Source organism: Corynebacterium sp. TUM25015 (assembly GCF_056393505.1).
Genome location: NZ_CM150783.1, coordinates 1,572,759 through 1,597,628 on the forward strand (window position 1 = coordinate 1,572,759; position 24,870 = coordinate 1,597,628).

A 24,870-nucleotide genomic window follows, 5' to 3' on the forward strand; every position below is an offset into this window, starting at 1 on the left:
GCTTCTGTGTTAGTCGTCGAAGTCTGTTCCTGCGGCTTTAGCTTGCTTTAGCGTTTGTTGCAGGTCGTTGGTGTTGTTGAACAGGTCTGTGAGTTGGGTGTGGAGTGGTTGGAGGGTTTCGGTGGTGCCGATGAGGCTGAACATGCCTGCGTCGCTGTCGAATTCGATCCCGTCGGTGGTGACGCCTGTTTGTCGGAGTAGGTACATGGCGAGGTTGTCGAGGAAGTAGCCGTTGGGTGTGTGCCCTGCTTGTTCGATGACGCCGACTGCCTCCTTGGGCAGGGTGTCCATGGCGGCAAACAGGGTAGTCACGCCGTCGATTTCTGCGAGGTGGAAGAGTGGTTGGTCTTCCTGCTGTGTGTCGGTGGGCATCGTGTCGTGCTCCTGGCTTTCGGTGAAGTCGGGGTGTGCGGGTCGCGGGGTATCGATCAATCCGTAGTAGGCAAGTGCATCTTCAAGGGCAAACTCGATGTGAAGATCCATGAGGAGGCCCGCTGGCATAAAGTAAGTGCCCTCCGGTGCTTCATCGACGATGCCACCTTGAGGCGGGTTCGTGTCGTGAATGGTGAATTTTATGATTCTTTCGTCCTTGGGAACGAAAGTGCCTAGCCGATCTTCTGGCAATGTTTCAGCAGCTGGAACGAACGCTTGTTCGGCTGGGGCCCAAGGCATGGACATTTGGTAGTAAAAGTAGCGATCGAAGGGGATGGGCACAGGAGCTGCTTTGTCGCGAATCGGAGTGAAGCAGCCTCCCTTTTTGAAATCCTGCTTTCTGATCTCTAGTGGCGGGATCAAGAGTTCGTTGTTTTCGACGAGTGGGTACCAGGTGGTGTCTTTGGGGTCAGATACGATCGCTCGGTAGGGATGAATCATCACGGCGGCGCCGAAGAATGCTTCGGTGGAGGTCGCACCAACAGGGATGTATCCGAGGGTGGTTTTCATCAGGTAGAGCCGTCCAGCCTTCGGGCGGCTGCCTTTGGGAGCGTCGAATACTAGTTTTAGTGCCATGTTCTTAACGTACCTTGCTAGCGAATTGGTCTACCCAGTCCTTGCCAAAAGCTGTTGCTTGGTCATAGAACTCATGTTTTGGGCTCATACTATTTATCTTATTTTCTAGGTTACCTACTTTAGTCGTTGCTCCCGTGGGCTTTTGCATTCCCAGTTTTTCAATTAGGTGTTGCTCGACTCCTCTTGCCTCGTATTTTCCTAGAGCCATGTCTTTATTTAGTACTGTCATTTGGTCTCGGGGTCGAGTAATCGGATGACTCAACGCATGTTGCATGGCTCGTAGCCGAGGGTGTTTGGTGATGCCGACGTATGTCGTATCGCCGGCTGTATTCATGTAGTGATAGACATAGTGATTCTTGGTGGCATTAACTTTTAGCCAACACCGCTTTAGCCCGAAAACGTCTACCCAGTATGCTGCGTGGTCGACGTAGCCTTGTGCTGAGGCGAGGCGTGGGGCGAGTCCGAGTGGGTCCTGGGCGTTGTAGGCACCCAGGGTGGGGTTGTAGTAGCGGAAGCGGTTGTAGGCCCAGCCTGATTCAGCATCCTCGTACTGACCGGCAAACAACAACGGGCTGGTGAATCGACCATGCCATGTGCGTGTGCCGTAGAGGGTTTGGGTGGTGTGTCCCTCGACGACACCGGTGGTGAAGCGTCCTGGGCATAGTGCCAATCCTTCCTTAGCAGAGGTAGGAACTAAACCCAGGACGCTTCATCCGCACTCCCACACCCATCCGGCGGTGTGGCTATCAGGTGAGTGTGCGGCCATCGGGGTGGTGAATAGTCGTGGTATCGCTGATATCGATGAAGGTCAATTCATGCTCACCGGTGATAGCTTTAGTTGCCTGGTGTTTTTCTTTAGCGCCAGCCCAGTCGAAGGCGATGTAGAGAGTGTCTTCGCCGATGGTGTATCGGTTACAGGATCTTCAGCTTCTTCATTGTCCTTGTCGCGTCGCTGTTGATCTCGGTCAATTGAGATGCCAGTCGGCACCGTAGCAGGATCGATAATAGGAATGTCGGAGTTGATAAGTTAGGAATCCTTTCGGTGGGTCTCAATGTAGTAGGTGAACGACTGGAGGAGCCTTCGGCGTCATAGCGAAGTTATTATCCCAGTACGGTCCTGCACCAGAATTCTTGAGCGGTTCATAAACCCAATCCCGTGCATTTTTGGGAAAAAGAGGTAAATAGCGCTGACCCCTTGCTGATTCCATTTGGTCTGCCTTTTCTGGAGTTCAGTAGATGCAGGGACGAACTCAACCTAGCCCAGTGCGGAAAGCGGACTATGTAGGCAAAACGGGTATCATAAAGTTGCAGAGAGCACTAAATAGGATCACAAGAATAACTAATCCGAAGATCAGCTTCAATAATCTTAGCCTCGGTGGTTTTGTCGAACTTTTCTCGTCTGTACCCCGTTCGGAAAACCAAACGTGCGCTTCAGTAAAGGATTTTAGGCGCTGCCATTGGAGTCTGATCTCTTTCTAGACAGTGCTGTCGGGTAGAGTTTGCAGTTGGTCTGCATAGCCTTTTATCCAAATTGAACGTGAGACAATTCCCCTGCAACATGTCTCCGACCCCTATCCTAAGGGAACGCAATTTGGTTTCTTTCGCGGAACGCGTGTCCATAGCTTCACCGTTCTTAGCGAGTTCAAGGCATACGAGCTGTTGTCCTTCGGTGAGTTTAGCGTTTCCACTTTAGATCCCTCCAAATAGAAATATTCCCTCGGTTTCCGTCAGATAAAGTCAGCAGCTTATGTATGCAGTCGTTTCGGGATGATCATTGTGGTCCGCCAGCTCCGGCAGGACAAACTATAATCGATTTCGACGAAACTATCTGTCCAGAGTCCAGCGAGTCTCAGACCCGTGGTGGTGTCGATGAGCTCACGCGTCGTGGCGTCGCAATAGTTATGGAGGTGCAGATGCCCCGATCTATAGATCCCGCGAGAATGGATTGCCCGGCTTGCCGTTAGTATCTAGTCGGGCTTTACCTCGACCTCTGTCCTCCGTAACGATGGGGGGATAAACCTTCTACGGGGAGGAGGACAATTTGATCGAAGTTGGGGCGTTCTACGATTAAGTCGTAGCAGTTCAGGCTCTTTTTAAATCTGAGTCGAACTGGATAAGTTTTAGAAATTTCACGAGTCGTCGGCGCCTTTAACAACGCTGGGGATTGGCTGCCCCAGACATAGACATCTGAATTGTTCGAGCCATAAATCGGGATCCCCTAAGCCGAAGACGGTCCAAGGTACAAGCGGGAGGTTGCGTTCTGACTGTGTTGGCTCTCGTACCGCAGCTTTAGATTCGTGCATTTTGATGCGCCAATCGGTGCGATCCAACTCGTTAGGACGAATGCCCAGTGTGATTGACTGAAGCTTTCTTCTGGGGACGAAGTCGAGAAGATACGGACTGTAGTCTTCGACTTCCGCCAGAATTGCCGTGGCCTCTGGATCGAACGCGTACGCAGTCGGATCTAGTTTACCTACCCTCACAAATGGTCCGCCTTTTCCAAAAAAACTGTTTTGCAGTGTGAAGGGCGGAATAATCCATTCTTGGCCAAGGTCACTCCACTGTGTAACTAGAGATGTGTTCTCTACTCCTAGAACGGCCAAATTATTATCCGTAAACGGGATCCCAATAAGACAACCGAAACCAACGTGAAAACTTTTCCGTAAAAGGTAAGCATCTATACTTCCGCGTTTCAGATGCAGTCTCAAATGAAGATTATCGGCGCGTCGTATGGCTTTAGAGTTGGGATCTAAAACAATTTGGTAGGCCACTAGTCCCTCACATTCCGTAAACTCTAATTGCCTCTGAATCTACCATGTATTGCGCCCATTTCAGCGCCCCATTGCGTACTTCCTTTCCCGCTGATCCATTTATTCCTATCTCGTGGCGAGCATTCAAGAGTAAACCGTCCTCCTTCGCCATGCCGTGCGAGTCGATTCCCAGTTCTTCGAGTGCCCGTGCCTGTCGACGGGTCAGTGAGTCTGCGTTCTCACTCAGCATTTTCTTATTTAGTTCCGCTGGCATCATACGCGTTCCGAAACGGTTTCCGTGTTGCAGTGCTCGGGCGTCTAGATTATTAGTCATTCCAATGTACTGCATCTGGTTGCCGGTTTTGTCCATATAGGAGTAGACATGAGCGTCGGTATTCCTTCCGTTGAGCCAGGCTTGCACAGCTGATCGGTCTTTCGCTGGAACTCCGGCAGCTTTAAGTTCATTGAGGCTAACCTCGTGGCACTTCAACCCCAGCACGTCGACCCAGTGTGCTGCGTGGTCGACATACCCTTGTGCTGAGGCGAGTCGTGGGGCGAGTCCGAGTGGGTCTTGGGCGTTGTAGGCGCCCAGGGTGGGACTGTAGTAGCGGAAGCGGTTGTACGCCCACCCGGATTCCGCATCCTCGTACTGGCCAGCAAACAACAACGGGCTGGTACACCGACCCGCCCACATGCGTGTGTCATACAAGGTTTGGGTGGCCCGGCCTTCCGCTGTGCCTGAAGTGCCCCGGGTTTCGTTCCTAGGCATTCGCGTTGATTTCTATTATCGCCTGCGGCGGATTCTGCTTCCAAAACTCGGGGCACTTCAGTTTAGTCAGGGCTTCGGGAAAACCCGACCTACGAATGAATGGAAGTTGAGGCGGATGCCTAGGAACACGACCTGTAGCATCTCAGTACCTCTAGGGTGCGTGGTTGAGTCTATGCTTGCGGGAGCTCTAACTTGTGCCATCCTTGAGTTGAATGTGACTCGCTGGATATCCACGTGATGAATTCCTGGACTACAGCTTGTTGAGCCGTTTCTTCGCGCCAATAGTGATGCTCTTCATCGCCTAGCCGCATTTCTACCCGGTAGCTTCTAATGACAGGATCGAAAACAGTTTGAATAAAGGTTTCTGTACGGTCTTCCTTCTTGACCACCAAGAAATCTTGATTTTGAATCTTACTTGGCTGACCTGGAGCAACTGTTGTACGCTCTGTAATTTCATTAATCCATTGTGGGATCGCGGAAAGGCTTGCACAGGGGCATTCGAAGACGAAGCCGTAATGGGATACTTTGGTTATAAAATCTATAGATTCGTCCCCGAAAAGCCAAACGAGACGCGAATTTTCTAAGACCATAAGTGCAGACGTTTCTAACGCTAATCGCGTTATGTGGTGAAGGATCCATGGTACTTCAGGTTCGCTGGCAGGAATGACTAAGCAATTGTCGCCAATTGGTTCTGAAGTAGGCAATGAAGCCTTGTTTAATTGATCATTAATAGCGTTTTGTAGCTGAAGCAGTTCAACCGAGCTATTTTGAATGGGTTTCTCGCTAGCGTTGAGGACGGTGCGAAGAACTTCTTCACCTCTAACGAAACTGTCCGAGATATGTAGTATGATGTTTTCGTTTGGCATTAGCAAGGCTCGCAATCAGGGAAATTGGTAACTCGTTGCTTCATACGGTCCCAAAATTCGCTGTTGAGGTTCCCGTCGAATTCGTTCTCAATGTCGTTAAGTGTGTGAAGTGGTTGAAGTCGTTGACGAAGCACTTCAAAAAATTGAGTCCAATCCTTTTTGCGAAGTTCTAGATTCATCATGTCGGGAAACTTTTCGCGACTGTTTCGTGTGATGATATCGGAGTTGAGAAGACTGTCGAATAGAGCTCCGTGAAAGTTTTCCTCTATGCCTGGATATGTCACGGACAGGTTGAGATCACTCTTGCGAGTGAGTGCTCGGTATGAAGCTTGTGCGCCGCAAGAGATAGCTTCGTAATTACCATCTTGAATCCAGTCTCTATGCCCATAAAACAGTTGAATGTCAAAGTACTTCATCGCTTTAGGTTGGATTAGCTTAAGCAAGAAGATAACTTCGTCCGGTTGATAAACCCACATCATTTTTTTGCCGACGCGATGCCACGAGACAGCTGATTCCACAATTCCTGAACGAAAGTCCGAAAATGTGAATGGCTCCATATGTCCTCCTTATTCTACGAACTTCTGATTTTATTTTCCGAGCTTAAATATAAAATTCCCGTTTTCAACTGTATAGAAGTCAGCGTAGCTTGAAACTGTTGGGGCCGGCTTACCGGTAGCTTCGGAGACTCTTGCGTTGTTCTGGTTAGCAATAGTCTCGTATTTCTGTAGCTGTGCTGCACCAGCGCGGCGTCCTGTTGGAGTGTCAGGCTTCAGTTCACGGACTTCAGTAACGAAATTATCTTCATTTATCCTGTAGGCGTCTGGACGTTGGTTGCTATTCGGCAATGACCTATTGGTTTCGTAACCTAGAGGCTTCATGGTTTCAGAATATTCAGCGTGTGCAGACATACCATCTCTGGTCAGCGAAGACTGGCCCATGAACTCACCATTTACCCTGTGACCATCATAAATGGGGTGCGGGGCGCTAGGGTGCATACCGCGGGTGGCTTTGTGAGCCATGAGCCCGAGTACGTCGACCCAGTGTGCTGCGTGGTCGACATACCCCTGGGTTGAGGCGAGGCGTGGGGCGAGTCCGAGTGGGTCTTGGGCGTTGTAGCCACCCAAGGTGGGACTGTAGTAGCGGAAGCGGTTGTACGCCCACCCGGATTCAGCATCCTCGTACTGACCGGCAAACAACAACGGGCTGGTACACCGACCAGACCACGTACGCTTGCCATACAAGGTTTGGGTGGTGTGTCCCTCTATGACACCGGTGGTGGTGTTAATCAGTTCCTGTGGTGCACCTGCCAGATCACACACTAGGGCGTAGAACGTCGCATCAACCCGAGCCTGGGACCAACCAGCGGCAGGGTTAACCGGTTCTGCATAGTGGCCGCCCGAGGTGTGTGAATACTCACCGGTGCTACCTGTGGTGCCATATGTGGTGCCACTGGTGTTACTGGTTAGTGCGATCTGGCCATGTGTCTCACCAGTGGCAGGGTCAGTAGTCCACACGTAGCCTTCACCCACACGTGCCGGATCGGTGGTATCCACGGTGGTGGTGACGGCTGCTAGTTGGTTACCGGTGTGGGTGAACACGTCACGGTGGGTAACTTCGCCGGTGGTGGTGTTGATGGTTTCTTTGGCTACACGTCGGCCGAGACCATCGTAGGTGTAGCGGTAGCCAACTCCTGGAGCATCACTTGAGCTAAAGCCGATGGGTTGTTCCCCGGTGGCGTAGAAGAAGTGATGCACCAACGGTTTCTTACCCAGACGTTTGGTTACCGTGCGGGTGATACGGCCAGCCTGGTCGTAGGTGTAGGTAGTCCGGCCGACTTTGACCGGCAGGGTGTTGTGGTAGTCGATGACCCCGTCAGCAGTAGAGGCCAGCACACCTGCCGGGGTGAAGGAGTAGTTTTCCTGGGCGGAAACCCCGGTGGCAGAGCCTGATTGTGCTGGAGTGCCTGCTCGTGCAGGAGTGTGTGGTGGGGTGGAGCCCCGGTCACTGGGGTTAGTGGTGGTTGGTTGGGGTGTGCGGGTCGCACTGGTAGCACGGCCAATAGCGTCGACGGTGAAACTGGTGGTGCCACGCAGTTGGTCGGTGATGGCAGTGAGGGTGGAGTCTGCTCGCCAGGTGAAGTCACGACCAGCAACAGGGGCAAGCCCGCCAGGTGTTGCCGAATCCAACAGGTTGGTGTGATCACCAGTGATACGTCCACGGGTATCGATGTCAATGGTGCGTACCAGGTTGTCGATGGCGGTGGTGGCGCGGTGGCCGCGGGTGTTGGTGGTGTAGGTCAGTTCGGCAAGCAGTCGGCCAGTGTGATCCAGGCCTGCCGGGTCGGTTGTACCGGTGTGGTGGTCATGGGTGACCGCTGGGGTGGTGTGTTGGGTGATGGTGCTGCTGGTGATCTCACCGGTAGCGTTGCGTCCGTAGCCGGTGGTGATGGTGTGGTCGGTGGGTAGGGTGAGGTGTTCGCCGGTGACCATACCCGTGGGGGAGAGCTCGAGAGTGTGGCGGGTTTCTTCGCCACTGGCCAGGCGTGTGGTTTCACTAATGGCTCGGCCGTAGGCATCACGGGTGTAGGTGACGGTCGCGGCCGGGTTGGTGATGCTGGTCAGGCGGCCTAAGGGATCGTAGTCAAACAGTGTGGTGCCGGACGCATCATCAATGCTGGTGGTCAGTCCCAACTGGTTACGAGTGGTGGTGGTTGTTCCCGCTGGGGTGGTGACCTCGGAGACGAGCCCGTCGGGGCTGGTGGTGTTGGTGGTGACAATACCGTTGTAGTCGGTTTGTTGGGTGATGTCCCCGTCGAGGTTGTAGGAGTAGGTCCAGGTGTGGCCGTCGGCGTTGGTGATGGCCACGGGTTGCATTTGGGTGTTGTAGGTGATGGTTGTAGTCGCACCGGTGGCGTCGGTGGTGGTGGCTGGTTTGTCGAAGACGGTGTAGGTGGTTGTGGTGGTCGCACCGGTTTCGTTGGTGGTGGTCAGTTGGTTGCCTTCGCCGTCGTAGGTGGCGGTGAGGGTGGTGCCATCAGGATGGGTGAGTGTGGTGGGCCAGCCCTCAGGGGTGTAGTCGATACGGGTGGTGTTGCCGTCTGGGTCGAGGGTGTCGGTGATAAGGCCTCGTACGTTGAGGGTGTGGCTGGTACGGCGGCCGGCGGGGTCGGTGATGGCGATGGTGCGGCCTGCGTTATCGCAGTCGATGTGGGTGGTCGCTCCATCAGGGTTGGTGATGGTTGCAGGGACGATGCCGGTGGGGCGCAGGTCATAGGTGTAGGTGGTGGTGGCTCCGTCGGCGGTGGTGATGGCGGTGGTCATGCCGAAGGTGTCGACGTGGTAGTCGGTGGTGTGTCCGTCGCGGCCGGTGATGCGTACGGGCATGCCCCAGGTGCCGGGTTCGATGGTTGTGGTCGTCCCGTCGGGGTAGGTGGTGTGGGTGATCAGGTCGTTGTCGTCGTAGGTGTAGCAAGTGGTGGCACCAGCCGCGTTGGTAACGGTGGCTGGGAGGTGGTGGTCGGTGTAGGTGGTGTCTTGGATACCACCTTCGGGGGTGATGATGCGCCAGACGTCGCCTGCGGCGGTGGCGCGGTAGACGGTGGGGCGGATGTCGCCGAGGAGGTCGTCGGTCAGCCAGTCGGTGGGGATGGTCCAGTTTGTGGTGGTGTCGCGGTTGGTGGTGCGACCGCGTCCGGTGAGTCCTGCTTGTTCTAGTCCGCCGTTGAGGAGGGCTTGGTAGAGGGGGAGGTTGTGGAGGCGGTCGAGGTAAGTGTCAACGACACTATCGCCGGTTTCTAGGGGGTCGCCGGTGAAGTCGCCGGCGGTTTCGATGAGAACACAAACCGAACCACCAGCGGGTGCGTCGTCGCCGGTGTCGTCGCCCCAGTAGAGGATGTTGGGGAACATACCACCGGTGCCGACTTGGGCGGTAACACGGCCGTGGTCATCGTAGCGGTAGTGATACGCAGCACCATTCCGGTCACGCCAACCAGCAGTACGGCCTTGCTCATCGTAGAAGTAGCTCAATACACCAGCATGGGAGTTCACCACGCGAATGAGCTGACCGGCAGCGTCGTATTCATAAGAGATCAACCGCTGAGGTGCTTCGTCAGGGTGAGTCTGTTGGTTATCAACCCAAATGGAAGCCACACGGTTCGTAGCGTGATCCCAGACCAAAGACAAGTGAGTTCCATCGCTGCGTGTGATGTCTCGCATCTGGCCAGTGGCCTGATCCCAGGAGTACGTGATGGCCGCGCCGGTGTGGTGAACCAACGCCGTCACACCAACGGTGAAGCCCAAACCAAGATCAGCGGCGAAAGAGCCTGTGCGCAATCCTGCGCCTGCCGAATTTCCATCGGCTGCGGGGGAACGGTCCTCCACGCCCGATGTAGTGACGTAGCTCCCGTCACCAGAAACAGAAAATACGTAGGTGATTCCCTCCGCTACATTGCGCACACGGTAGGCACCATCTGCAAACGAAAGCAGCCATGCGCGGCCGTCCGCGCGAACCTCGGATCCGTCCGTTGGGGCTGGCGGGAACGTCAACAGCGCACCATCGGGGGAGACCATGAGGACTTCGTCATCCAAGATCTCAATATGCACATCCATGCGCGAGACCCACTTGGAGCCCAAAGCTCGTCCCAACTCGTGCGCAGAATTAGCATTTCGGTCGATGATCAGCGGCAAGATGCCAGGGATGTTGATGTCTTGAGTGAAATCGACCATGTTGCCCGTCGCCATATCGACAGGCTCAGCAGCGAAGCAAATCTGGCCGCCGCGGGTGATCTTTGAATAGGCAGACTTGGCGAACTTTTCGCCAGCCTCGCCTGCGACACGGCTGGCTCCATTCGCCATCTTCAGTGCAGCCGAGTTGGCACCGGACTTCGCCGCCGCCTTTACAGCGGACGCTGCCTTGCCCATGCCGTGAGTTGCCTTGGCAACGGTGTTGCCAAGCTTTCCTGCTTTCGCAAGTTTGGCTATACCGGCAAAAGGCAAGGAAGTCGCCACGTCGAAAAGTACCTCACCCCACGACGCGTTGCCCGTTGCTGCAAGCAACGCCTTCAGCCCAATGCCAGCAATCAACAGTCCCGCACCGATTGCCTGAAGACCAGGAACAAGAAGCAACACGGAACCGACAATCTGCATGATGTCAGAAATAGCGGCGAGAACATCAGCATGATCAGACACCCAATCCTTGGTCTTCTGCCATGCGCGCTCCAGCCAGTTCGGATTATCGTCAAAGTCTGCTCTGGCCTGCGTTGCGATAATGCTTACCGCGGAATCAACTTCTCCGCCGAGAGTGGCTTTAATGGTATCGGACGATGAAATATGACCATCCCAGACAGCGCGTATGGTATCCAACTTGAGACGTGCGGCTTCCATCGCAGTGTGAGCGGCATTTGCCTCTGTCTCAGCTGATGCCGCAGCTGCTGCTGTGGCAGCGCCAACACCAGGAACCATTGCGGTGCCCACTGCCGTAGCGGCTGCAGCAGTTGCCGTTACGCGGGCACGCGCGGCATTGGCCTCAGCAGCATTAAACGCCACAACTGCCGCCTGGTGCTCAGCGTGAGTACCCATTGCCGTGCCAGCCAGCGTGCCCATCTCAGTTTGGGCAGTCTGCAATGCACCTTCATAAAGACCGATGGCTCGCCCAACACCAGAATGTGACTCGCCGGTGACATCCAGGTGGCTAGGGAAGTCTGCATTTAGCAGTTCCTTGAAACGGTCGCCTTCGGAGCCTTCGAACCCGCCATCATTGATAGTCCGCATGGCAGATGCGGCAAGCGACGCTTGGGAGCCAAAATGGGTATACCGGCGCGCGGACTCGCCGACTGCGACAACGTTTCCACCAATGTGGAAGTTTTTAACGGCGTACGTAGCAAAAGGAAGCAGCGGCAGTGCAGGCATGACGGGCTAAAATCCTCTGGTCTTAATCAGGTCTAAAGAAAAGGGGAAATAGAATGAAGAGGCTAGAAGGTCTAGCCCTCTTAGGAACCAGCGATGGCTTGGGAAGCGCGACCACGAGTTTCAGCGACAGACTGGGTGTTTTCGTCCAGCGCGCCGCGAATCTGGCCCAGAATTTCCTTCAGGTTATGTGCAGCGGAAGACCACTTACCGTGAACCTGGGAGTATTCCTCCTGCTCGGAGCCTTCCCAGCTGGAAGCTAGCTTGCGAATATCAGAATCCATCTCCGACAGGGTGGACTCGATCTGGTTCATTACGCCATTGAGATCGCCAGACGTGGACTCGGCATCGGAATTGTTGTATGCATACACAGCCATGGTGGACGTTAACCTTTCTACGAATGAAGATGTGGTGACAGTGGTTGGTTAGAGAATGTTGCCCTGCTGGAAATTCATGCCGGCGAATTTTTGCTGCAGCGCGTTGGTCTGCTCTTCCTCACCCGACTGGTAGGACTTGCCAGCTTCATCAACGCGACCTGTCAGCTCTTCCAAAGCCTGCTTAACTTGATCCATGTTGTCCGACCATGCCTGAGTCATATTGTCCCAAGCGCCAACAGAGGATCCTTTCCAGGATCCCTTCAACGGCTCCAAAGCCTCCAAGAACTTAGAAGACTGGTCCATTAGGTTCTGGTGGTTGGTCTGCAGAGAAGATACGTGACCAGAAACGGCACTGTGTTCAACGGAAAGGTGTTCGCTACCCATGATTACTCCTTGCGCGAGTCCGACAACTCGGGCTCGTCAATAGTGGTGAAAAACTTGTACAGGTTGGTGCGCAGTCAGTTCGGTGCTGGAATAACAAACGCGAGAGAAGATTTCCGACCTTCACCCGCATGCACCCCGCGCGTGACATTAGCTAACTGAGCTAACTGGTTTCATCAAGCACTTTGGAAATTCCTTCGCGAAGCTGTGTATTGCCATCTTTCATGTTTTGCAAGGCATCTTGAACGTCCGCGAGGACGTCCTTCAAATTGGTGGCGCCTTCTTTCCACTTGGTGATGATCTCGTAGTACGCATCGGCCTCAGTAGCCTCCCAACCGCCACGAAGATCTTCAATCGAGTTGTCGATGTCTTCCAAAGTATTCGCGATTTCGCCCATCACCGTTTTGATATCGCCCTTTGTGGAATCTGCCGCCGAATCGCGGAACGCATAATACGTAGCGCCAGACATGTGCTATTCCTTTCCCTTGAGCTTGGCGGCAAACTGGTTGAAACCATTTGCGGATTCGTCATCGTATTGCTGAGTGACGTCGGCGATCTTTCCCGACACATCGCCCAACTTCCCGACGTTTTCTAGAAGGCGCTTGCGTGGGCCATCCCACTCGCCGAAGTATTCGGCCACCGCCTGCTGGATCTTGTGACCGTGGACGGTGTCCACACCAGACAGAAGGTCGGCACCTGTCTTATCTCCTTCTAGATCGGCCTTCATTCCGGCGAGATTGTTTGCAATATCACGCAGAGATTGCAAAGGGACTTGAATGAAATCGGACATGCCTTACTCCTGTTCCTGCAAAGCTTCCTGGCTACCAGCGAAGAAATTCGAATCGAGTAGATCCAGACCTTCAAACGTTTCACCCAACGTCTCTGGATGTGCCTGAACACTGTTGGCCACACGCTTTACGATGTTGCCCAGCAATTCACCAGTCTCCTCATCTGGAGCCGTTCCAGAAATGACCAGCGTCCAGGTGGTGGAGGGAATGGGAAGAAACGCCTGGTGGTTAAATGTCTTGCGCCGCTGAGATATTGGACCTGTCTGAGTGGTGTTGGATGAATACAGATAGGCCGTGCCCTTAGGGGTTGTGCACTGTTGTGTGGTCGCGTCCTTCGTAGAAAATGCCTGCTCCACGGTGCGCAGGCTAGCAAACTCAGGGGAGCTGTCGTACCACCGCAAGAGCAGCGTTGCCGACGTTGCCTCCCCATCCTCCGACAGGCCAGGGAGGATGAGCGTTAGTAGAATGTTTCCATCGCGGGCAGCCTTAACCAGCTGCTCGAGCTGCTGAAGCACCAGCTTTTGTTCGGCTCGCTTCAAGCGATGGCCAGGAATGTAATTCTCCGCAATCTGGGACAAACGGTGTGGTGAAGCCTCTGGATGGGTGTCAATACGAACCCAGTTTGTGGGGAGGGAGGCTTGCCAAAGGAACCGTGGACGTGGGGCGTCCGGGTGGAACCGCACAGGCGACGTGACCGAATTGGCCATAAAGCCTTCTCCTCTTTAATTCACTCAATCGCACCGTCAATCTTGAATACCTCTTCGAGGATGCCAGCTGAGCCTCGAGATCGCATGGCAAATCTCGATAAAAGGGAAGGTTGGGGAACTTGGATTAGAGAATCCTAAGCGATGGGAAATCTGCAGGTATGACAGCACGGTTTGGGTATGTTTAGATAATATTTTGGACTAACTGCCGGACAAAATCTTATGTGAAAATTAGGTTTATATAAGGTGTAGTTCGCTTTAGGTTTACCTATGGTGCCCTCTAATTGGGGGAGCAGAAACCAAGCTGGACCAACTCCACACGGCCCGAGCCACGCACCCACTGTGCGCGCCCAGCCGGTAACTGCTGCAGGTACACCTTCGGCCATACAGCACCTTCTTGCTTCTCGCCGCTGAGCAGCAAACCATTTGCACCGTTGTCCCGGATGCCTTGTGCAAACGTGTCATACGTGGCTCTCGACACACCAGCCGCGCGGCGTGCAATCCACACGTGAAGACCAATATCTGTGCCATGGGAAAGGAAGGGAACCAGTGGCCGGAGCGGGTTATTGGTTCCCTCGAACTGCTCGAAGTCATCCACCACAATGTAGATTTCGGGGCCTTGCCACCACGACCGATTGCGCAATTGCTCCTGCGTTACATCCGCAGGCGGCAAACGCCTCTCCAGCTCCTTAGCGATACCTTTTGCCAATAACTCCGCCGCGGACTTTGTGCCAGCGTACTCACCCAGGAACTCCTCAGGACACTCGCCAAGCAAGGTGCGGCGGGCGTCGAAAATACCAAACATCACCTGGCCCGGTTGCTTGCCACGAATTGCCTCCGACATCAACGCGCGAAGCGCCGTAGTCTTGCCTGACGCATGCTCACCCACAATGAACAAATGACGCTGAGCGCCATCCAAATCGAAGCGCACCGGCTGCAACGTTGATTCCGCCAACGCCACCACAGCAGGCTGACCGCCGCTGGCCTCAATCAACTCCTGCAGCATTACCTTCTCCGGCAACATGCGTACCGCAGGCGCAGACTTAAATGGGCTTGCTTGAGCAATCGCGGAAATCAACGCCTGCGTGGACTGCTCCCGAACCACATCTGGCTGGTCCAGCACAGGGCTTGCCACATGGGAAAACAGCTTGTCCGCCGACAAAATGCGACCCGTCGGCTGTCCCGCCAACTGTTCTTGTGGCTTCTTCCCGATCGAGGAATCCAGAGGATCATTCAGGCGATGTTCCAGCTTGGTGCCAATTACAGCCTGCAGCTGCAGTCGGAAATCTGCCCAGCGTCCCGTTGCAAACACCACGTGTACGCCATAGCCCAGGCCACGGGCAGCCAAGTTCTGAGCCTGCTCTGCCAGATCCTCAAAGTCATGACGAAGAGTGGCCCAGCCATCGATAATGAGGAAGACATCCGCGCTGGGCAGCTCCGGAAGACGGCCCGCCGCGTGTGCAACCCGCAAATCTTCCACGCTGGACAAGCGATGCTCAGCGAAAATACGCTCGCGATCGGCGAGGAACTGCAGCATCTCAGAAAACATGCGGCGCAGCTTATCCTCATCAAAACGAGTTGCCACATCACCAACATGAGGAAGCTCTGCAAACGCGGTGAACGCCGAACCATTCAGGTCCGCGATGTACATGGACACTTCCGCAGGAGTGTGAGTAAGAGCCGTGGACAGGGCCAGAGACTTCACCGTTGTCGTCTTGCCAGATTGGGGAGCACCCATGATAGCGACATTGCCCTGCGAACCCGCCAGATCGACAACAAGCGGGCCCTGCCACTGCTCCAAAGGCTTATCCTTTAGCCCCAGTGGAATCTGCAATTGACCGGTGCGCTGAGCACGCATGCCGCGGTCAGATGTGAGCTCTACCTGGCCCAACGCCGAGCCAAGATCGATCCTGTCAGGAACCGGAGGAAGCCAAATCTGACGGGTAGGAGCCGCAGCGGGGATCAAGCGGGACACAACCAGCTCCAACGTCGTAGTTGGTTCTACCGTCGGTGGGATATCCGCCGACCTCTTGGCATTCGTAGCCAGCGAGAGCTGGTGAGCCTCAACACGCTGCTGCAGCCAGCTTTCCGTCGTATTCTCTAGCTCCAGAGGCATCGGAACAGGTGGAAGCTCGCGCTCCTCCTGGGATGCGGAGGACGTGTACGGTCCCGACACATAAGCGGCCTTAAAGCGGTCAAAGATATCCGGATCCACCTTCAAATAACCCGAACCGGGAATTGGGGGAAGCTCGTGGGCTGCCGTGGAACCAATGGCCGTGCGGGATTCGGATGCGGAAAACGTACGCAGGCCTATGCGGTAGGACAGGTAAGACTCCAAGCCGCGCAGGCGGCCTTCCTCCAAACGCTGAGAAGCCAAGAGGAGGTGCACGCCAATGGAACGGCCGATGCGCCCGATTTGCACAAACAATTCGATAAACTCCGGCTTGGCTGCCAGAAGCTCACCAAACTCATCAATCACTACAAACAGGACAGGCAGAGGATCCATAGAGGTTGAGCCATCCTGGTCGATCTGCTTTTGTCGAATGGCGTTGTACTCCGCAACATTGGCCAAGTTGCCAGCCTTTTGTAGAACATGCTGGCGACGCTGAATCTCGCCCAAAATTGAATCATGCAGGCGATCCACCAAGCCAGCCTCGTCCGCCAAGTTATCCACCACCGCAGCCGTATGAGGGAGTGGCTCCAAGCCGGCAAAGGTCGCGCCACCCTTAAAGTCCACCAGAACCAGCGACAGCTGATCGGGATGATGGTTGATGACCTGAGCCAAAACGATGGTGCGCAGCACCTCAGACTTACCCGAACCGGTCGCACCCACACATAGGCCGTGTGGACCCATTCCGGATCTCGCCGATTCCTTAATATCTAGGTAGATCGGTTGCGCCTCGGCGTCAATTCCAAAAGGCACCTTCAAGAACTCATCCGCGCCACCCGGACTCCATTGGTGGGCAATGTCGTAGGTGGCAAAGTCATCAATGCCCAGCATCGCATCCAAGCCGATGGTCTGTTCAAGCGGAGCGTCGGGCGTGGCATCCTCCACCAAACGTAGAGGTGAAAGCGAACGCGCTACGGATTCCGCTAAGGCAGGGGAGACCTCATCCAACCGGCCACGAAAACCTCCATACAGCATGCGCTCTACAAAGCCATCCTCGCCAGGTTTGGGCTCGCGCACCTCACCACGGTCGATCAGCTGAACCTGGAATTCGCGGGAATCCTCAATGCTTACACGAACGTCCACGTGGCTCGGCTCGTCCTGCTGACGCAGAGACGTGGCCAGCACAGCAATACGGGCCTTCTCCAGGCTCAACACCTGAGACAACTGGCCCTCCAGCCAGCGCCCATGCTCGGAGTCCATGTTCAGCACCACCACAATGAAAGGCTCCTCCAGAGACTTCATTTGGTACCGGGCGCGCTCCTTCAACTCGTCATTGCGGCGCTCCACCTCCTGAAGCAACGATTGGGCAGAAGTTTCATCGTGGCTCACCTGGCGCTTACCCAGAGGGCCATCAAACTCGTCCTCACTCAAGATATGAGGAAGCCACAGCGCCCAATCTGCCGTATCCGCATGATCAGCCAACGGCAATGCAAAGTGGAAACGCACATCGTCAGGAGCATGAAACACCGCCGCCTGGGTGACAATCGTGCGGAGGGCCTCCGTTGTCAGCTGTGGGGATCCCACCAAACTGACCACGCCACGGGCGGGAATGGCGATGGGAGTATTCTCCACGGTTTGAGTACGCTTCAGCATGCGTTCTGCGTGCGCTTGGGAGATCGGCTCCGGAATGGCCAACGGATCCGTGGCCTCCTTCACCTTGATGCCGCACGCCAGCTGGCACGTTCCTGATCCGATGCGGGTGACCAAAACATCTTCGTCACCACGACGCCGCTCCCACAGACGGAAGGGATTTCGAATGGCATCCTGCAGCGCGCCTGGCTCGGGGCTGCGCATTGCTGCGACTTTTTGTTGCTCAGTTGCCTTGTCTTTTGCCTTCGCCTCCATTTCCTTCAGGTGCTCCAAGAAACGAACGCGGGCTGTTTCGGCCTCCTTGCGCTTGCCCGTGCGCGAACGCGCGAACATCACCAGCGCGCTGACAATCACCATCACGAACATCACCGAGCCAATGGCCATGCGGATAGGGTTGCCGGACGACATCATCATGAGCACCATGCCCATGCCACCAATAACTGGTAGCAGGAACGTAACCGCATTCGCCGCCGCGCCATTGGAACGAATCGTTGGAATCTGAGCCAACTCCAACGGCCCTTGTGGCATTATGGCTCGATTCGCGCGGGCCGGACGGTGAATAATTTTGGTGGACATTACTTCAGCAAAAACTCTCTACGCACGTATCGGGGATCAACAGGACAATCGGCCACTAGGCGCATACAAGGGCACCCAGCCACGTGCCACACGACAATCCATGTAATCATTACTACTATGTCTGCGATGTTTGTGAGATTAAGTGTGTTTTGGCAAGACCATCAACTGGATGTCAGCCTCCCAGCACACAGGCCCGTTATCGACTACCTCGATGACGTGGTGGAACTGTTCCGGGGACGAGTAGCAGATTCCAAATTTACCGCAGACGTGGAAGCTACCGCGCACCTGTGGGTATTGTCCTCCCCAGAAACGGGGATTATCAACGCTGAGCGCTCTCTCGAAGACTATGAGGTGCTGGACGGGCACAAGCTTTACCTGTCGCAGCGAGCTGAAGCCGCCCACGCACCATTTGTCGATGACATCATGGCCGAAATGCGCAGCACCATTGGAGCCTCCCAGTTTGCGTGGTCTGGAACCACCCGCACAGATGGACTGCTGGCAACTATGTTGGCCACTATTACGCTGGTTGGCTTCGTCGCACTCAAGAGTGTGTGGGGTAGTAGTCTCGCAGGGCTTGGCTTTGGGTATAGCTCGTCAGCCGGCGGACACGTTGTGGAGGCGTGGAATTCAGGTCGAATCACAAGCGTCGTGACCGCTACTATCCTGACCCTCCTGGCAATCGGGATTGCCCTGTGGAAGCCGCGTCCGTGGGCTCAGAAGTTGGCGTGGGCCCTGCCTATCTTTGGGTTCATTGTCTCTGCAGCCGTGTTACGCCCCGTGGAAAGTGCGCCAGGGCTAGCCTGGACAATTAGCATCACTGCGCTCTGTACAGCCGTCGCAGCTTGGATCGCGCTGAGTAGGCAAGCGACAGCTACAGCGGTTGCAGCCGGGATCGTCGCCGTTGCTGCGGCGGTCTTCGGCCTGGCAACCTTCCTTGGAGCAAGTCCTTTTGCGCTGGCTGCGTGGACAGCCTGGCTGCCTATTGCGATGCTACTGACCACGTCGACTCTTGCCATCAGTAGCACCGGGCTTGCCGCGATGCTGCGTCGCAGTGACGCAGGTGAATCCATTAGCCGCGAATCCATTCGCGCTGCCGCCCTGCGCACTGAAGCAATTAGTCGCGGTATTAGCTGGGCCGCAACAATCATGGGCGCCCTCATTGTTCTTGTTCTCAACTCAAGCAGCTACTGGCAACAGGGGCTCATTGCAGCCCTGCTGGCGATCATCTTGATCCTGCGTACGAATGGCTTTTCGGATGCTCGCATCATTAGCCCTCTGCTCATCGCCGGAATCATTGGCCTCGCCATGAGCGCTGGCAGCTTCGTGCATTGGCTCTCAGGTGACCAAACGCAGTCTGGCAAGGACTCCACTGATGAGTTTGGTGTGAATGCGTGGGTCTTCAACGGTGCTACTGATAGTTGGCAACCATGGGCTGCAGCCGCCCTGGTCACCGTCATCTCGCTGATTGTTCTAGCCTTTATCGCGAATCGTCAGCCGGACGAACTAGCCGAGGCTCGCATGGCCAAAGTCATCACATTCATTGACGTGGTGGCGTCCCTTGCCTTCATCCCAATCGTCCTGATCGGGCAAGGTGTGCTGACCTACTACTGGGCGGTCAGTTAGGCGTCGTTCTACTAGGACCCTGGCGATAGATAAAAGAAAGCTCGTGGCGCGATGTACGCACCACGAGCTCTTTTAGAACCAGCGTATTCTACCGAAACTTATCTAAACGGCAGCTGTCCAGCCAGTTCGGTCAACCCAACTTACGGTGGCTAGATTTTCTCTACCTTGCCCACTGCATGCAGAGTCCTCAACTTGGAAGCCTTGCGCAGCTGCAGATCCCACTCGCTGGGGCGCGGGTAGGCCTTGTCGCCGGCGGCTTCGGCAAAGAACGCCACGGAGGTCGGCAGGGTGACGGGCTTGGCGAATTCCACGCTGAAACGTACGGCGGACGGCAGCACACCCTCCAAGCCACGCAGCATCGTGGCGGCGGACCACATTCCGTGCGCGATGACGGCCGGGAAGCCGAAAGCCTTCGCGCCGATGCCGGAGACGTGGATCGGGTTCTTGTCACCCGAAGCCTGCGCGTACTCCTGAATATCCGCCGGGGTCACGCGGTACTTCGCGGTAGGAGTTGCGTTGTACTCGTCGAACTCAGCCGGCTCCAGAATACGGCCGTCGGTCGGCTGCTTGTCCTTGTAAGGGGAGGAGCTAGACAGCTTCGCACCCTTGGATAGGAAGCCACTAGTCTGCTTCCATACGTCCTCGCCGTTTACGGAGACAACGGTGACAACATCCAGCAACACGCCCTTGGTGTGCGGGCGCAGGTTCTCCGCGTGTACGCGGATATCCAGTACGTCATCCACGGTCAGGTCGCGGGTTTGCTCGATGCGGTTGGTCAGGTGCACCAGCCCCACGGCGTTGACGGGGGAGTCCTTGGCCGTCAGGATCTTCATGACGATAGGGAAGCTCAGCACGTACGGGTACGTCAGCGGCAGCTCGTTGCGCAGACGCAGGCCCGTTGCCGCGTTGTAGGCCGCTAGTTCGGGCACGTTGATCTTGACGCCCTCAACCTTGAACGCAGTCTTTGGGTTCTCCTTGGCGCTGCGAGAGCTACCCACACCCGGAACAACATCCTTGACTGCATTGCGGTATTCCTCCATCAGAACCGGGATGGAGTCCAGCTTCTTGTAGTCAACCACTAGTCGTGGCTCCTTTCTCTACAGCTCGCTCGAAGAGGCTCGGCTTAGGCTCCCAGCATTGCCTGGCCACACACGCGGACAACGTTGCCGGTGACAGCCTGGGAAGCCGGGGAAGCAAAGTAGGCAATGGTCTCGGCAACGTCCACGGTCTCGCCACCCTGCTGCAGGGAGGAGAGCAGACGGCCACCGACGCGGGTGCCGAACGGGATAGCAGCGGTCATCTGAGTCTCGATGAAGCCCGGAGCAACAGCGTTGACAGTGATGCCACGGTCAGCCAGCTTGTCGGAGAAGGAATCGACAAAGCCGATCACGCCGGCCTTGGTAGCACCGTAGTTGGTCTGACCACGGTTACCGGCGATACCGGCAATGGAGGCCACACCGATGACGCGACCGTTGTCGGCCAGGCCACCGTTCTCCAGCAGCTTCTCGGTGATGCGAACCGGTGCAACCAGGTTCACGGCGATAACGGAATCCCAGCGACCCTCGTCCATGTTGGCCAGCAGCTTATCGCGGGTGATACCAGCGTTGTGAACGATGATGTCGACTGGGCCGCCGTGGCGAGCCTCAGCGTGCTCCTTCAGCTTGTCCGCAGCGTCTGCCGCAGTAACGTCCAGCGGCAGTGCAGTGCCGCCGACCTTGTTGGCGGTCTCGGCGAGGCCCTCGCCAGCCTGCGGAATATCCACGCAAATGACCTTTGCGCCGTCGCGAGCCAGCACCTCTGCGATGGTGGCGCCGATGCCACGGGCAGCGCCGGTAACCACAGCGATCTTGCCCTCGGAAGGCTTGTTCCAATCAGCCGGGGCGGACGCAGACTGGGCGTCAACACGAATAACCTGTGCATCCACGAAGGCAGACTTAGCAGACAGCACGAAGCGCAGGGTGGACTCCAGACCAGCCAGATCGGCGGCAGCGTCCGGAGCGGTGTAGACCAGCTGGATGGTAGCGCCGCGCAGCAGCTCCTTACCGACGGAGCGGGTGAAGCCCTCCAGGGCACGCTGAGCGATGCGCTCGTCAACGTCGTTGATCAGTTCCGGGGTGGTGCCGATAACCAGCAGGCGTGCGCAGGGCTGTAGCTGGCGCATGACCGGGTGGAAGAAGTCGTACAGCTGGCGCAGATCCTCTGGCTTGGTGATGCCGGTGGCGTCGAAGACCAGACCGGCGTACTTGTTATCGCCAGCAGAAGTGGAGACGGTGTAATCGTCGGCAAGCAGCTCCTCGATACGGCCGATCAGGCGACCGGAGCCACCCAGCAGTACGCGACCGTCCAGGGCGGGCTCGCCCTCCTTGTAACGACGCAGCTTCGTCGGTACCGGCAGGCCAACCTGCTTGGAGACCTTCTTGCCGAGATCCGAGTTGATGAACTTCAGGTATGCATCCTGGTTTTCAGGCACTAGCTTAAACTCCTCATGTCGATAGAAGTATGTGGTTGAAGACTACGTGGAGATTTACGCTTCCTCATCGCAATGTGCGGCAAGTGAGCGCGAAATATACAAGTCTTGTCGGCAATACGTACACGTGCATAGCCGTGACAATGTATGTTCTCATGTATAACCATACGGTGTGATCGAGCACACCGTGTAGGAAAACGTTCTTTCAATTCACATTCTTCGATGGAGTGACACAAAAATATGACTAACGGAGCACCCCGCAAGGTCGCCATCCTGGGCGGCAACCGCATCCCGTTCGCACGTTCCAACAAGGAGTACGCGAACGCGTCTAACCAAGACATGCTGACCGCCGCCATCGATGGCCTGGTCGCACGCTATGGCCTGCAGGGCGAGGAGCTGGGCCAGGTTGTCGCCGGCGCCGTGCTGAAGCACTCCCGCGACTTCAACCTGACCCGCGAGACCGTCCTCGGCTCCGCACTGTCCTCCACCACCCCGGCCTTCGACCTGCAGATGGCCTGCGGCACCGGCCTGGCTGCCCTGGTTCAGGTTGCCGACGCTATCGCCCTGGGACGTATCGAGTCCGGCATCGGCGGTGGTGTGGACACCACCTCCGACGCACCGCTGGCTGTTAACGATCAGCTGCGCAAGACCCTGATCAAGCTGAACAACGCAAAGACCACCACCGACCGCCTGAAGCTGGTCGGCCAGATCCGCCCCTCCCAGCTGGCCCCGGAGCAGCCGAACAACGGCGAGCCCCGCACCGGACTGTCCATGGGTGACCATGCGGCCATCACCGCCCGCGAGTTCGGCCTGACCCGCGAGGAGCAGGACCAGCTGGCGGCAGAATCCCACCAGAAGCTGGCCAAGGCATACGACGAGGGCTTCTTCGAGGACCTCATCACCCCGTTCCTGGGCGTGCAGCGCGATACCAACCTGCGCCCGGACTCCAATGTGGAGAAGCTGGCTAAGCTGAAGCCGGTCTTCGGCAAGAAGGACGCTGAGCAGCACGGCACCAAGGCCACCATGACCGCTGGTAACTCCACCCCGCTGACCGACGGCGCTTCCGCAGTCCTGATCTCCTCCGAGGAATGGGCTGCAGAGCACAACCTTCCGGTGAAGGCTTACCTGGTTGATTCCGAGATTGCTTCCGTAGACTTCATCAGCGGCCGGGATGGCATGACCCCGGATGGCCTGCTGATGTCCCCGACCTATGCGGTGGCTCGCCTGCTGAAGCGCAACAATCTCACCCTGCAGGATTTCGATTTCTACGAGATTCACGAGGCTTTCGCTTCCCAGACCTGCGCCACCCTGAAGGCATGGGAGTCCGACGAGTACTGCCGCGAGCGTCTGGGGCTGGACGGCGCTCTGGGCGCTATCGACCGCGAGAAGCTGAACGTCAAGGGCTCCTCCCTGGCAGCTGGCCACCCGTTCGCCGCTACCGGCGGCCGCATCATCGCTACCGCTGCGAAGGTGCTGGAGCAAAACGGCGGTGGCCGCACCCTGGTCTCCATCTGCGCTGCAGGTGGTCAGGGCATCGTCGCCATCATCGAGCGCTAATGCGCTAGCGCCCTAGCGCTCTCGCAGCGCTAGAAGACCTTCGCCAGATCGGTCTTGTACACCACAGCGTTGTAGCTATTCCACGACGTGGCTACCCAGTACAGGTTCCCGTCAGTCTGGTGTGGGTACATGAAACCGCCGTAGATATCCGGCACCTGGGCCCTGGAGATCAGTGTTTTCTCGCTGCTCCAGGGTCCTTCTGGTTTATCGGCCTGCCGCAGTACCATGCCCTGGGTGGTTTCGTACAGAGCCAACCACTTGCCGAGGTGCTTGTTGTACTGCACCGATAGTTCGGAAACTCGCCCGTCCAGCACAGTTTTCGCCGCGTCCATTCGAGTGGTCCATCCTTGGCCATCCCAGAATTCTGCAGAGCTGAAGTTGGGGAACTCCGCTTCGCTGATGCGCGCCAACCGAGCCTGGCCCGAGCGCCCCGAAGGGGTTCCATAGACGTACACATAGCCGTCCTCGGCAGCCGTGCCTTGAGGAGGCTTAGCAAAGGCCGTCATCTGGAAGTTATCGGCGCCGGGGGAGTGAGCGGGGAAGTCTGGCAAGCGGCTATCCCCAGAGGCCACGGAACTACTGCGGTAGGAATTGCGGATCACAGAGAAGGTCTTGCCGCCATCAGTGGACTTCGCGGTCGCGGCGTAGTTGGTGCGCCACTGTCCTGGGCGACCCCAGTCGCGGACGGACATGAAGTCCACATACTGTGCACCGTTAACCTCAATGCCGGCGGTAGGAATAATGGTTTTCTCCACTCCGTCGATCTTCAGCGATGCGGGGAGGAACTCCTCGGAGCGACTTCCAGTGGCAGGGCCGGTCAGGTAGATCCCGTTAGAGGGGTCCATGTCGTCCGTTTCGTACAGCGCATTGGAGTGCCAGCCATTGTTACCGGCCCCGCAGCGGAAGGAGTCGCCGAAGGCGGCGAGCACGCGTCCGTCTCCGGAATCCCACATGATGCCCAGGTCGGTGGAGCTAAGCCCGGTCTTGTCAGTGCGATCTGGCCCAAAGCGCCCCGTGAGCATATGCAGTGCCTCGGTGTTGCCGGTGACCTTTGGCATTCCTTCGGGCTTACCGGTGAGCCATTGCGGTTGACCCAGGCTGCCTGCCAGGGAACCGGTGCTGCTAGCTGCCAGGCCATCGCTCATGGTGGGGGTGTAGGTCCAGCATGGGTCTGCGGCGGCGTGACCTGTGGAAAGGGCGGTCACCACGGATGCGGTGGCGAGGATTGTGCCGGTGGAGAGGGTAGCTGCGAGGGAGCGACGGGCGCTGAATGTGTTCTTCATGAAGCTAATGTTTACACATGTTGTGCTGCACCGCCTGGGGAGCTTCGCTATATTCACC

At 56.5% G+C, this 24,870-nt stretch carries 18 protein-coding genes; 2 read left to right on the plus strand and 16 right to left on the minus strand.

Going from position 1 to position 24,870, the window contains the following annotated elements:
- Window positions 1-9 precede the first annotated feature (9 nt).
- The 13 genes from AC06DS_RS07145 to eccCa form a co-directional block, all read right to left on the minus strand.
- Window positions 10-1,008, minus strand: a complete 999-nt coding sequence (locus tag AC06DS_RS07145; protein ID WP_477100354.1) for a hypothetical protein — start codon at window positions 1,006-1,008, stop codon at window positions 10-12.
- A 4-nt stretch (window positions 1,009-1,012) separates the two neighbouring features.
- Window positions 1,013-1,678: an RHS repeat-associated core domain-containing protein gene (locus tag AC06DS_RS07150; RefSeq protein ID WP_477100355.1), complete on the minus strand. Its 666-nt coding sequence runs from the start codon at window positions 1,676-1,678 to the stop codon at window positions 1,013-1,015.
- Between the two features lie 1,459 nt (window positions 1,679-3,137).
- Complete coding sequence (locus tag AC06DS_RS07155) at window positions 3,138-3,779, minus strand: hypothetical protein (protein ID WP_434829415.1); 642 nt, start codon at window positions 3,777-3,779, stop codon at window positions 3,138-3,140.
- A gap of 7 nt (window positions 3,780-3,786) precedes the next feature.
- Entirely contained in the window at window positions 3,787-4,527 is a 741-nt protein-coding gene (locus AC06DS_RS07160; protein ID WP_477100356.1) for an RHS repeat-associated core domain-containing protein, read from the minus strand.
- A 170-nt stretch (window positions 4,528-4,697) separates the two neighbouring features.
- The gene (locus AC06DS_RS07165; RefSeq protein WP_477100357.1) at window positions 4,698-5,393 is read right to left on the minus strand and encodes a hypothetical protein; all 696 of its coding nucleotides are present in this window, start codon (window positions 5,391-5,393) and stop codon (window positions 4,698-4,700) included.
- Window positions 5,393-5,950: a hypothetical protein gene (locus AC06DS_RS07170; RefSeq protein WP_477100358.1), complete on the minus strand. Its 558-nt coding sequence runs from the start codon at window positions 5,948-5,950 to the stop codon at window positions 5,393-5,395. Before AC06DS_RS07170 ends, AC06DS_RS07165 begins: the two co-directional genes overlap by 1 nt.
- Window positions 5,951-5,980: 30 nt before the next feature.
- A complete protein-coding gene (locus AC06DS_RS07175; RefSeq protein ID WP_477100359.1) occupies window positions 5,981-11,299 on the minus strand; it encodes a DUF6531 domain-containing protein in 5,319 nt (1,772 codons plus the stop codon).
- An 80-nt stretch (window positions 11,300-11,379) separates the two neighbouring features.
- On the minus strand, window positions 11,380-11,673 hold the full coding sequence (locus tag AC06DS_RS07180) for a WXG100 family type VII secretion target (protein ID WP_034966005.1): 294 nt from the start codon (window positions 11,671-11,673) through the stop codon (window positions 11,380-11,382).
- Window positions 11,674-11,721: 48 nt separating this feature from the next.
- Window positions 11,722-12,057: a WXG100 family type VII secretion target gene (locus AC06DS_RS07185; protein WP_434817235.1), complete on the minus strand. Its 336-nt coding sequence runs from the start codon at window positions 12,055-12,057 to the stop codon at window positions 11,722-11,724.
- Window positions 12,058-12,217: 160 nt separating this feature from the next.
- On the minus strand, window positions 12,218-12,523 hold the full coding sequence (locus tag AC06DS_RS07190) for a WXG100 family type VII secretion target (RefSeq protein ID WP_434817236.1): 306 nt from the start codon (window positions 12,521-12,523) through the stop codon (window positions 12,218-12,220).
- A 3-nt stretch (window positions 12,524-12,526) separates the two neighbouring features.
- Window positions 12,527-12,844: a hypothetical protein gene (locus tag AC06DS_RS07195; protein ID WP_448308356.1), complete on the minus strand. Its 318-nt coding sequence runs from the start codon at window positions 12,842-12,844 to the stop codon at window positions 12,527-12,529.
- 3 nt (window positions 12,845-12,847) lie between these two features.
- Window positions 12,848-13,549: a hypothetical protein gene (locus AC06DS_RS07200; RefSeq protein ID WP_473963951.1), complete on the minus strand. Its 702-nt coding sequence runs from the start codon at window positions 13,547-13,549 to the stop codon at window positions 12,848-12,850.
- A 277-nt stretch (window positions 13,550-13,826) separates the two neighbouring features.
- The gene (gene eccCa, locus AC06DS_RS07205; protein ID WP_477100360.1) at window positions 13,827-17,882 is read right to left on the minus strand and encodes a type VII secretion protein EccCa; all 4,056 of its coding nucleotides are present in this window, start codon (window positions 17,880-17,882) and stop codon (window positions 13,827-13,829) included.
- A gap of 117 nt (window positions 17,883-17,999) precedes the next feature.
- Between eccCa and AC06DS_RS07210 the strand changes: the two genes are divergently transcribed.
- Window positions 18,000-19,505 carry an EsaB/YukD family protein gene (locus tag AC06DS_RS07210; protein ID WP_477100361.1) on the plus strand — a complete coding sequence of 502 codons (1,506 nt, stop codon included), beginning with the start codon at window positions 18,000-18,002 and terminating at the stop codon, window positions 19,503-19,505.
- Window positions 19,506-19,654: 149 nt separating this feature from the next.
- On the opposite strand, the gene AC06DS_RS07215 is transcribed toward AC06DS_RS07210, so the two are convergent.
- Both AC06DS_RS07215 and AC06DS_RS07220 read right to left on the minus strand, forming a co-directional pair.
- Window positions 19,655-20,584 carry a MaoC family dehydratase gene (locus AC06DS_RS07215; protein WP_477100362.1) on the minus strand — a complete coding sequence of 310 codons (930 nt, stop codon included), beginning with the start codon at window positions 20,582-20,584 and terminating at the stop codon, window positions 19,655-19,657.
- Between the two features lie 44 nt (window positions 20,585-20,628).
- Window positions 20,629-21,951: a 3-oxoacyl-ACP reductase gene (locus AC06DS_RS07220; protein WP_408926057.1), complete on the minus strand. Its 1,323-nt coding sequence runs from the start codon at window positions 21,949-21,951 to the stop codon at window positions 20,629-20,631.
- A 261-nt stretch (window positions 21,952-22,212) separates the two neighbouring features.
- Here AC06DS_RS07220 and AC06DS_RS07225 point away from each other — a divergent pair, with 261 nt between their 5' ends.
- Window positions 22,213-23,529 carry an acetyl-CoA C-acetyltransferase gene (locus AC06DS_RS07225; protein WP_477100363.1) on the plus strand — a complete coding sequence of 439 codons (1,317 nt, stop codon included), beginning with the start codon at window positions 22,213-22,215 and terminating at the stop codon, window positions 23,527-23,529.
- 29 nt (window positions 23,530-23,558) lie between these two features.
- On the opposite strand, the gene AC06DS_RS07230 is transcribed toward AC06DS_RS07225, so the two are convergent.
- Complete coding sequence (locus AC06DS_RS07230) at window positions 23,559-24,812, minus strand: DUF4185 domain-containing protein (protein ID WP_477100364.1); 1,254 nt, start codon at window positions 24,810-24,812, stop codon at window positions 23,559-23,561.
- Between the last annotated feature and the right edge of the window lie 58 nt (window positions 24,813-24,870).

What these genes read in the sequence shown, in the direction of transcription:
- AC06DS_RS07145 (WP_477100354.1), bottom strand. Translation starts at nt 1,008, where the DNA reads ATGGCACTAAAACTAGTATTCGACGCTCCCAAAGGCAGCCGCCCGAAG.
- AC06DS_RS07160 (WP_477100356.1), bottom strand. Translation starts at nt 4,527, where the DNA reads ATGCCTAGGAACGAAACCCGGGGCACTTCAGGCACAGCGGAAGGCCGG.
- AC06DS_RS07165 (WP_477100357.1), bottom strand. Translation starts at nt 5,393, where the DNA reads ATGCCAAACGAAAACATCATACTACATATCTCGGACAGTTTCGTTAGA.
- AC06DS_RS07170 (WP_477100358.1), bottom strand. Translation starts at nt 5,950, where the DNA reads ATGGAGCCATTCACATTTTCGGACTTTCGTTCAGGAATTGTGGAATCA.
- AC06DS_RS07175 (WP_477100359.1), bottom strand. Translation starts at nt 11,299, where the DNA reads ATGCCTGCACTGCCGCTGCTTCCTTTTGCTACGTACGCCGTTAAAAAC.
- AC06DS_RS07180 (WP_034966005.1), bottom strand. Translation starts at nt 11,673, where the DNA reads ATGGCTGTGTATGCATACAACAATTCCGATGCCGAGTCCACGTCTGGC.
- AC06DS_RS07185 (WP_434817235.1), bottom strand. Translation starts at nt 12,057, where the DNA reads ATGGGTAGCGAACACCTTTCCGTTGAACACAGTGCCGTTTCTGGTCAC.
- AC06DS_RS07190 (WP_434817236.1), bottom strand. Translation starts at nt 12,523, where the DNA reads ATGTCTGGCGCTACGTATTATGCGTTCCGCGATTCGGCGGCAGATTCC.
- AC06DS_RS07195 (WP_448308356.1), bottom strand. Translation starts at nt 12,844, where the DNA reads ATGTCCGATTTCATTCAAGTCCCTTTGCAATCTCTGCGTGATATTGCA.
- AC06DS_RS07200 (WP_473963951.1), bottom strand. Translation starts at nt 13,549, where the DNA reads ATGGCCAATTCGGTCACGTCGCCTGTGCGGTTCCACCCGGACGCCCCA.
- eccCa (WP_477100360.1), bottom strand. Translation starts at nt 17,882, where the DNA reads ATGTCCACCAAAATTATTCACCGTCCGGCCCGCGCGAATCGAGCCATA.
- AC06DS_RS07210 (WP_477100361.1), top strand. Translation starts at nt 18,000, where the DNA reads ATGTCTGCGATGTTTGTGAGATTAAGTGTGTTTTGGCAAGACCATCAA.
- AC06DS_RS07225 (WP_477100363.1), top strand. Translation starts at nt 22,213, where the DNA reads ATGACTAACGGAGCACCCCGCAAGGTCGCCATCCTGGGCGGCAACCGC.
- AC06DS_RS07230 (WP_477100364.1), bottom strand. Translation starts at nt 24,812, where the DNA reads ATGAAGAACACATTCAGCGCCCGTCGCTCCCTCGCAGCTACCCTCTCC.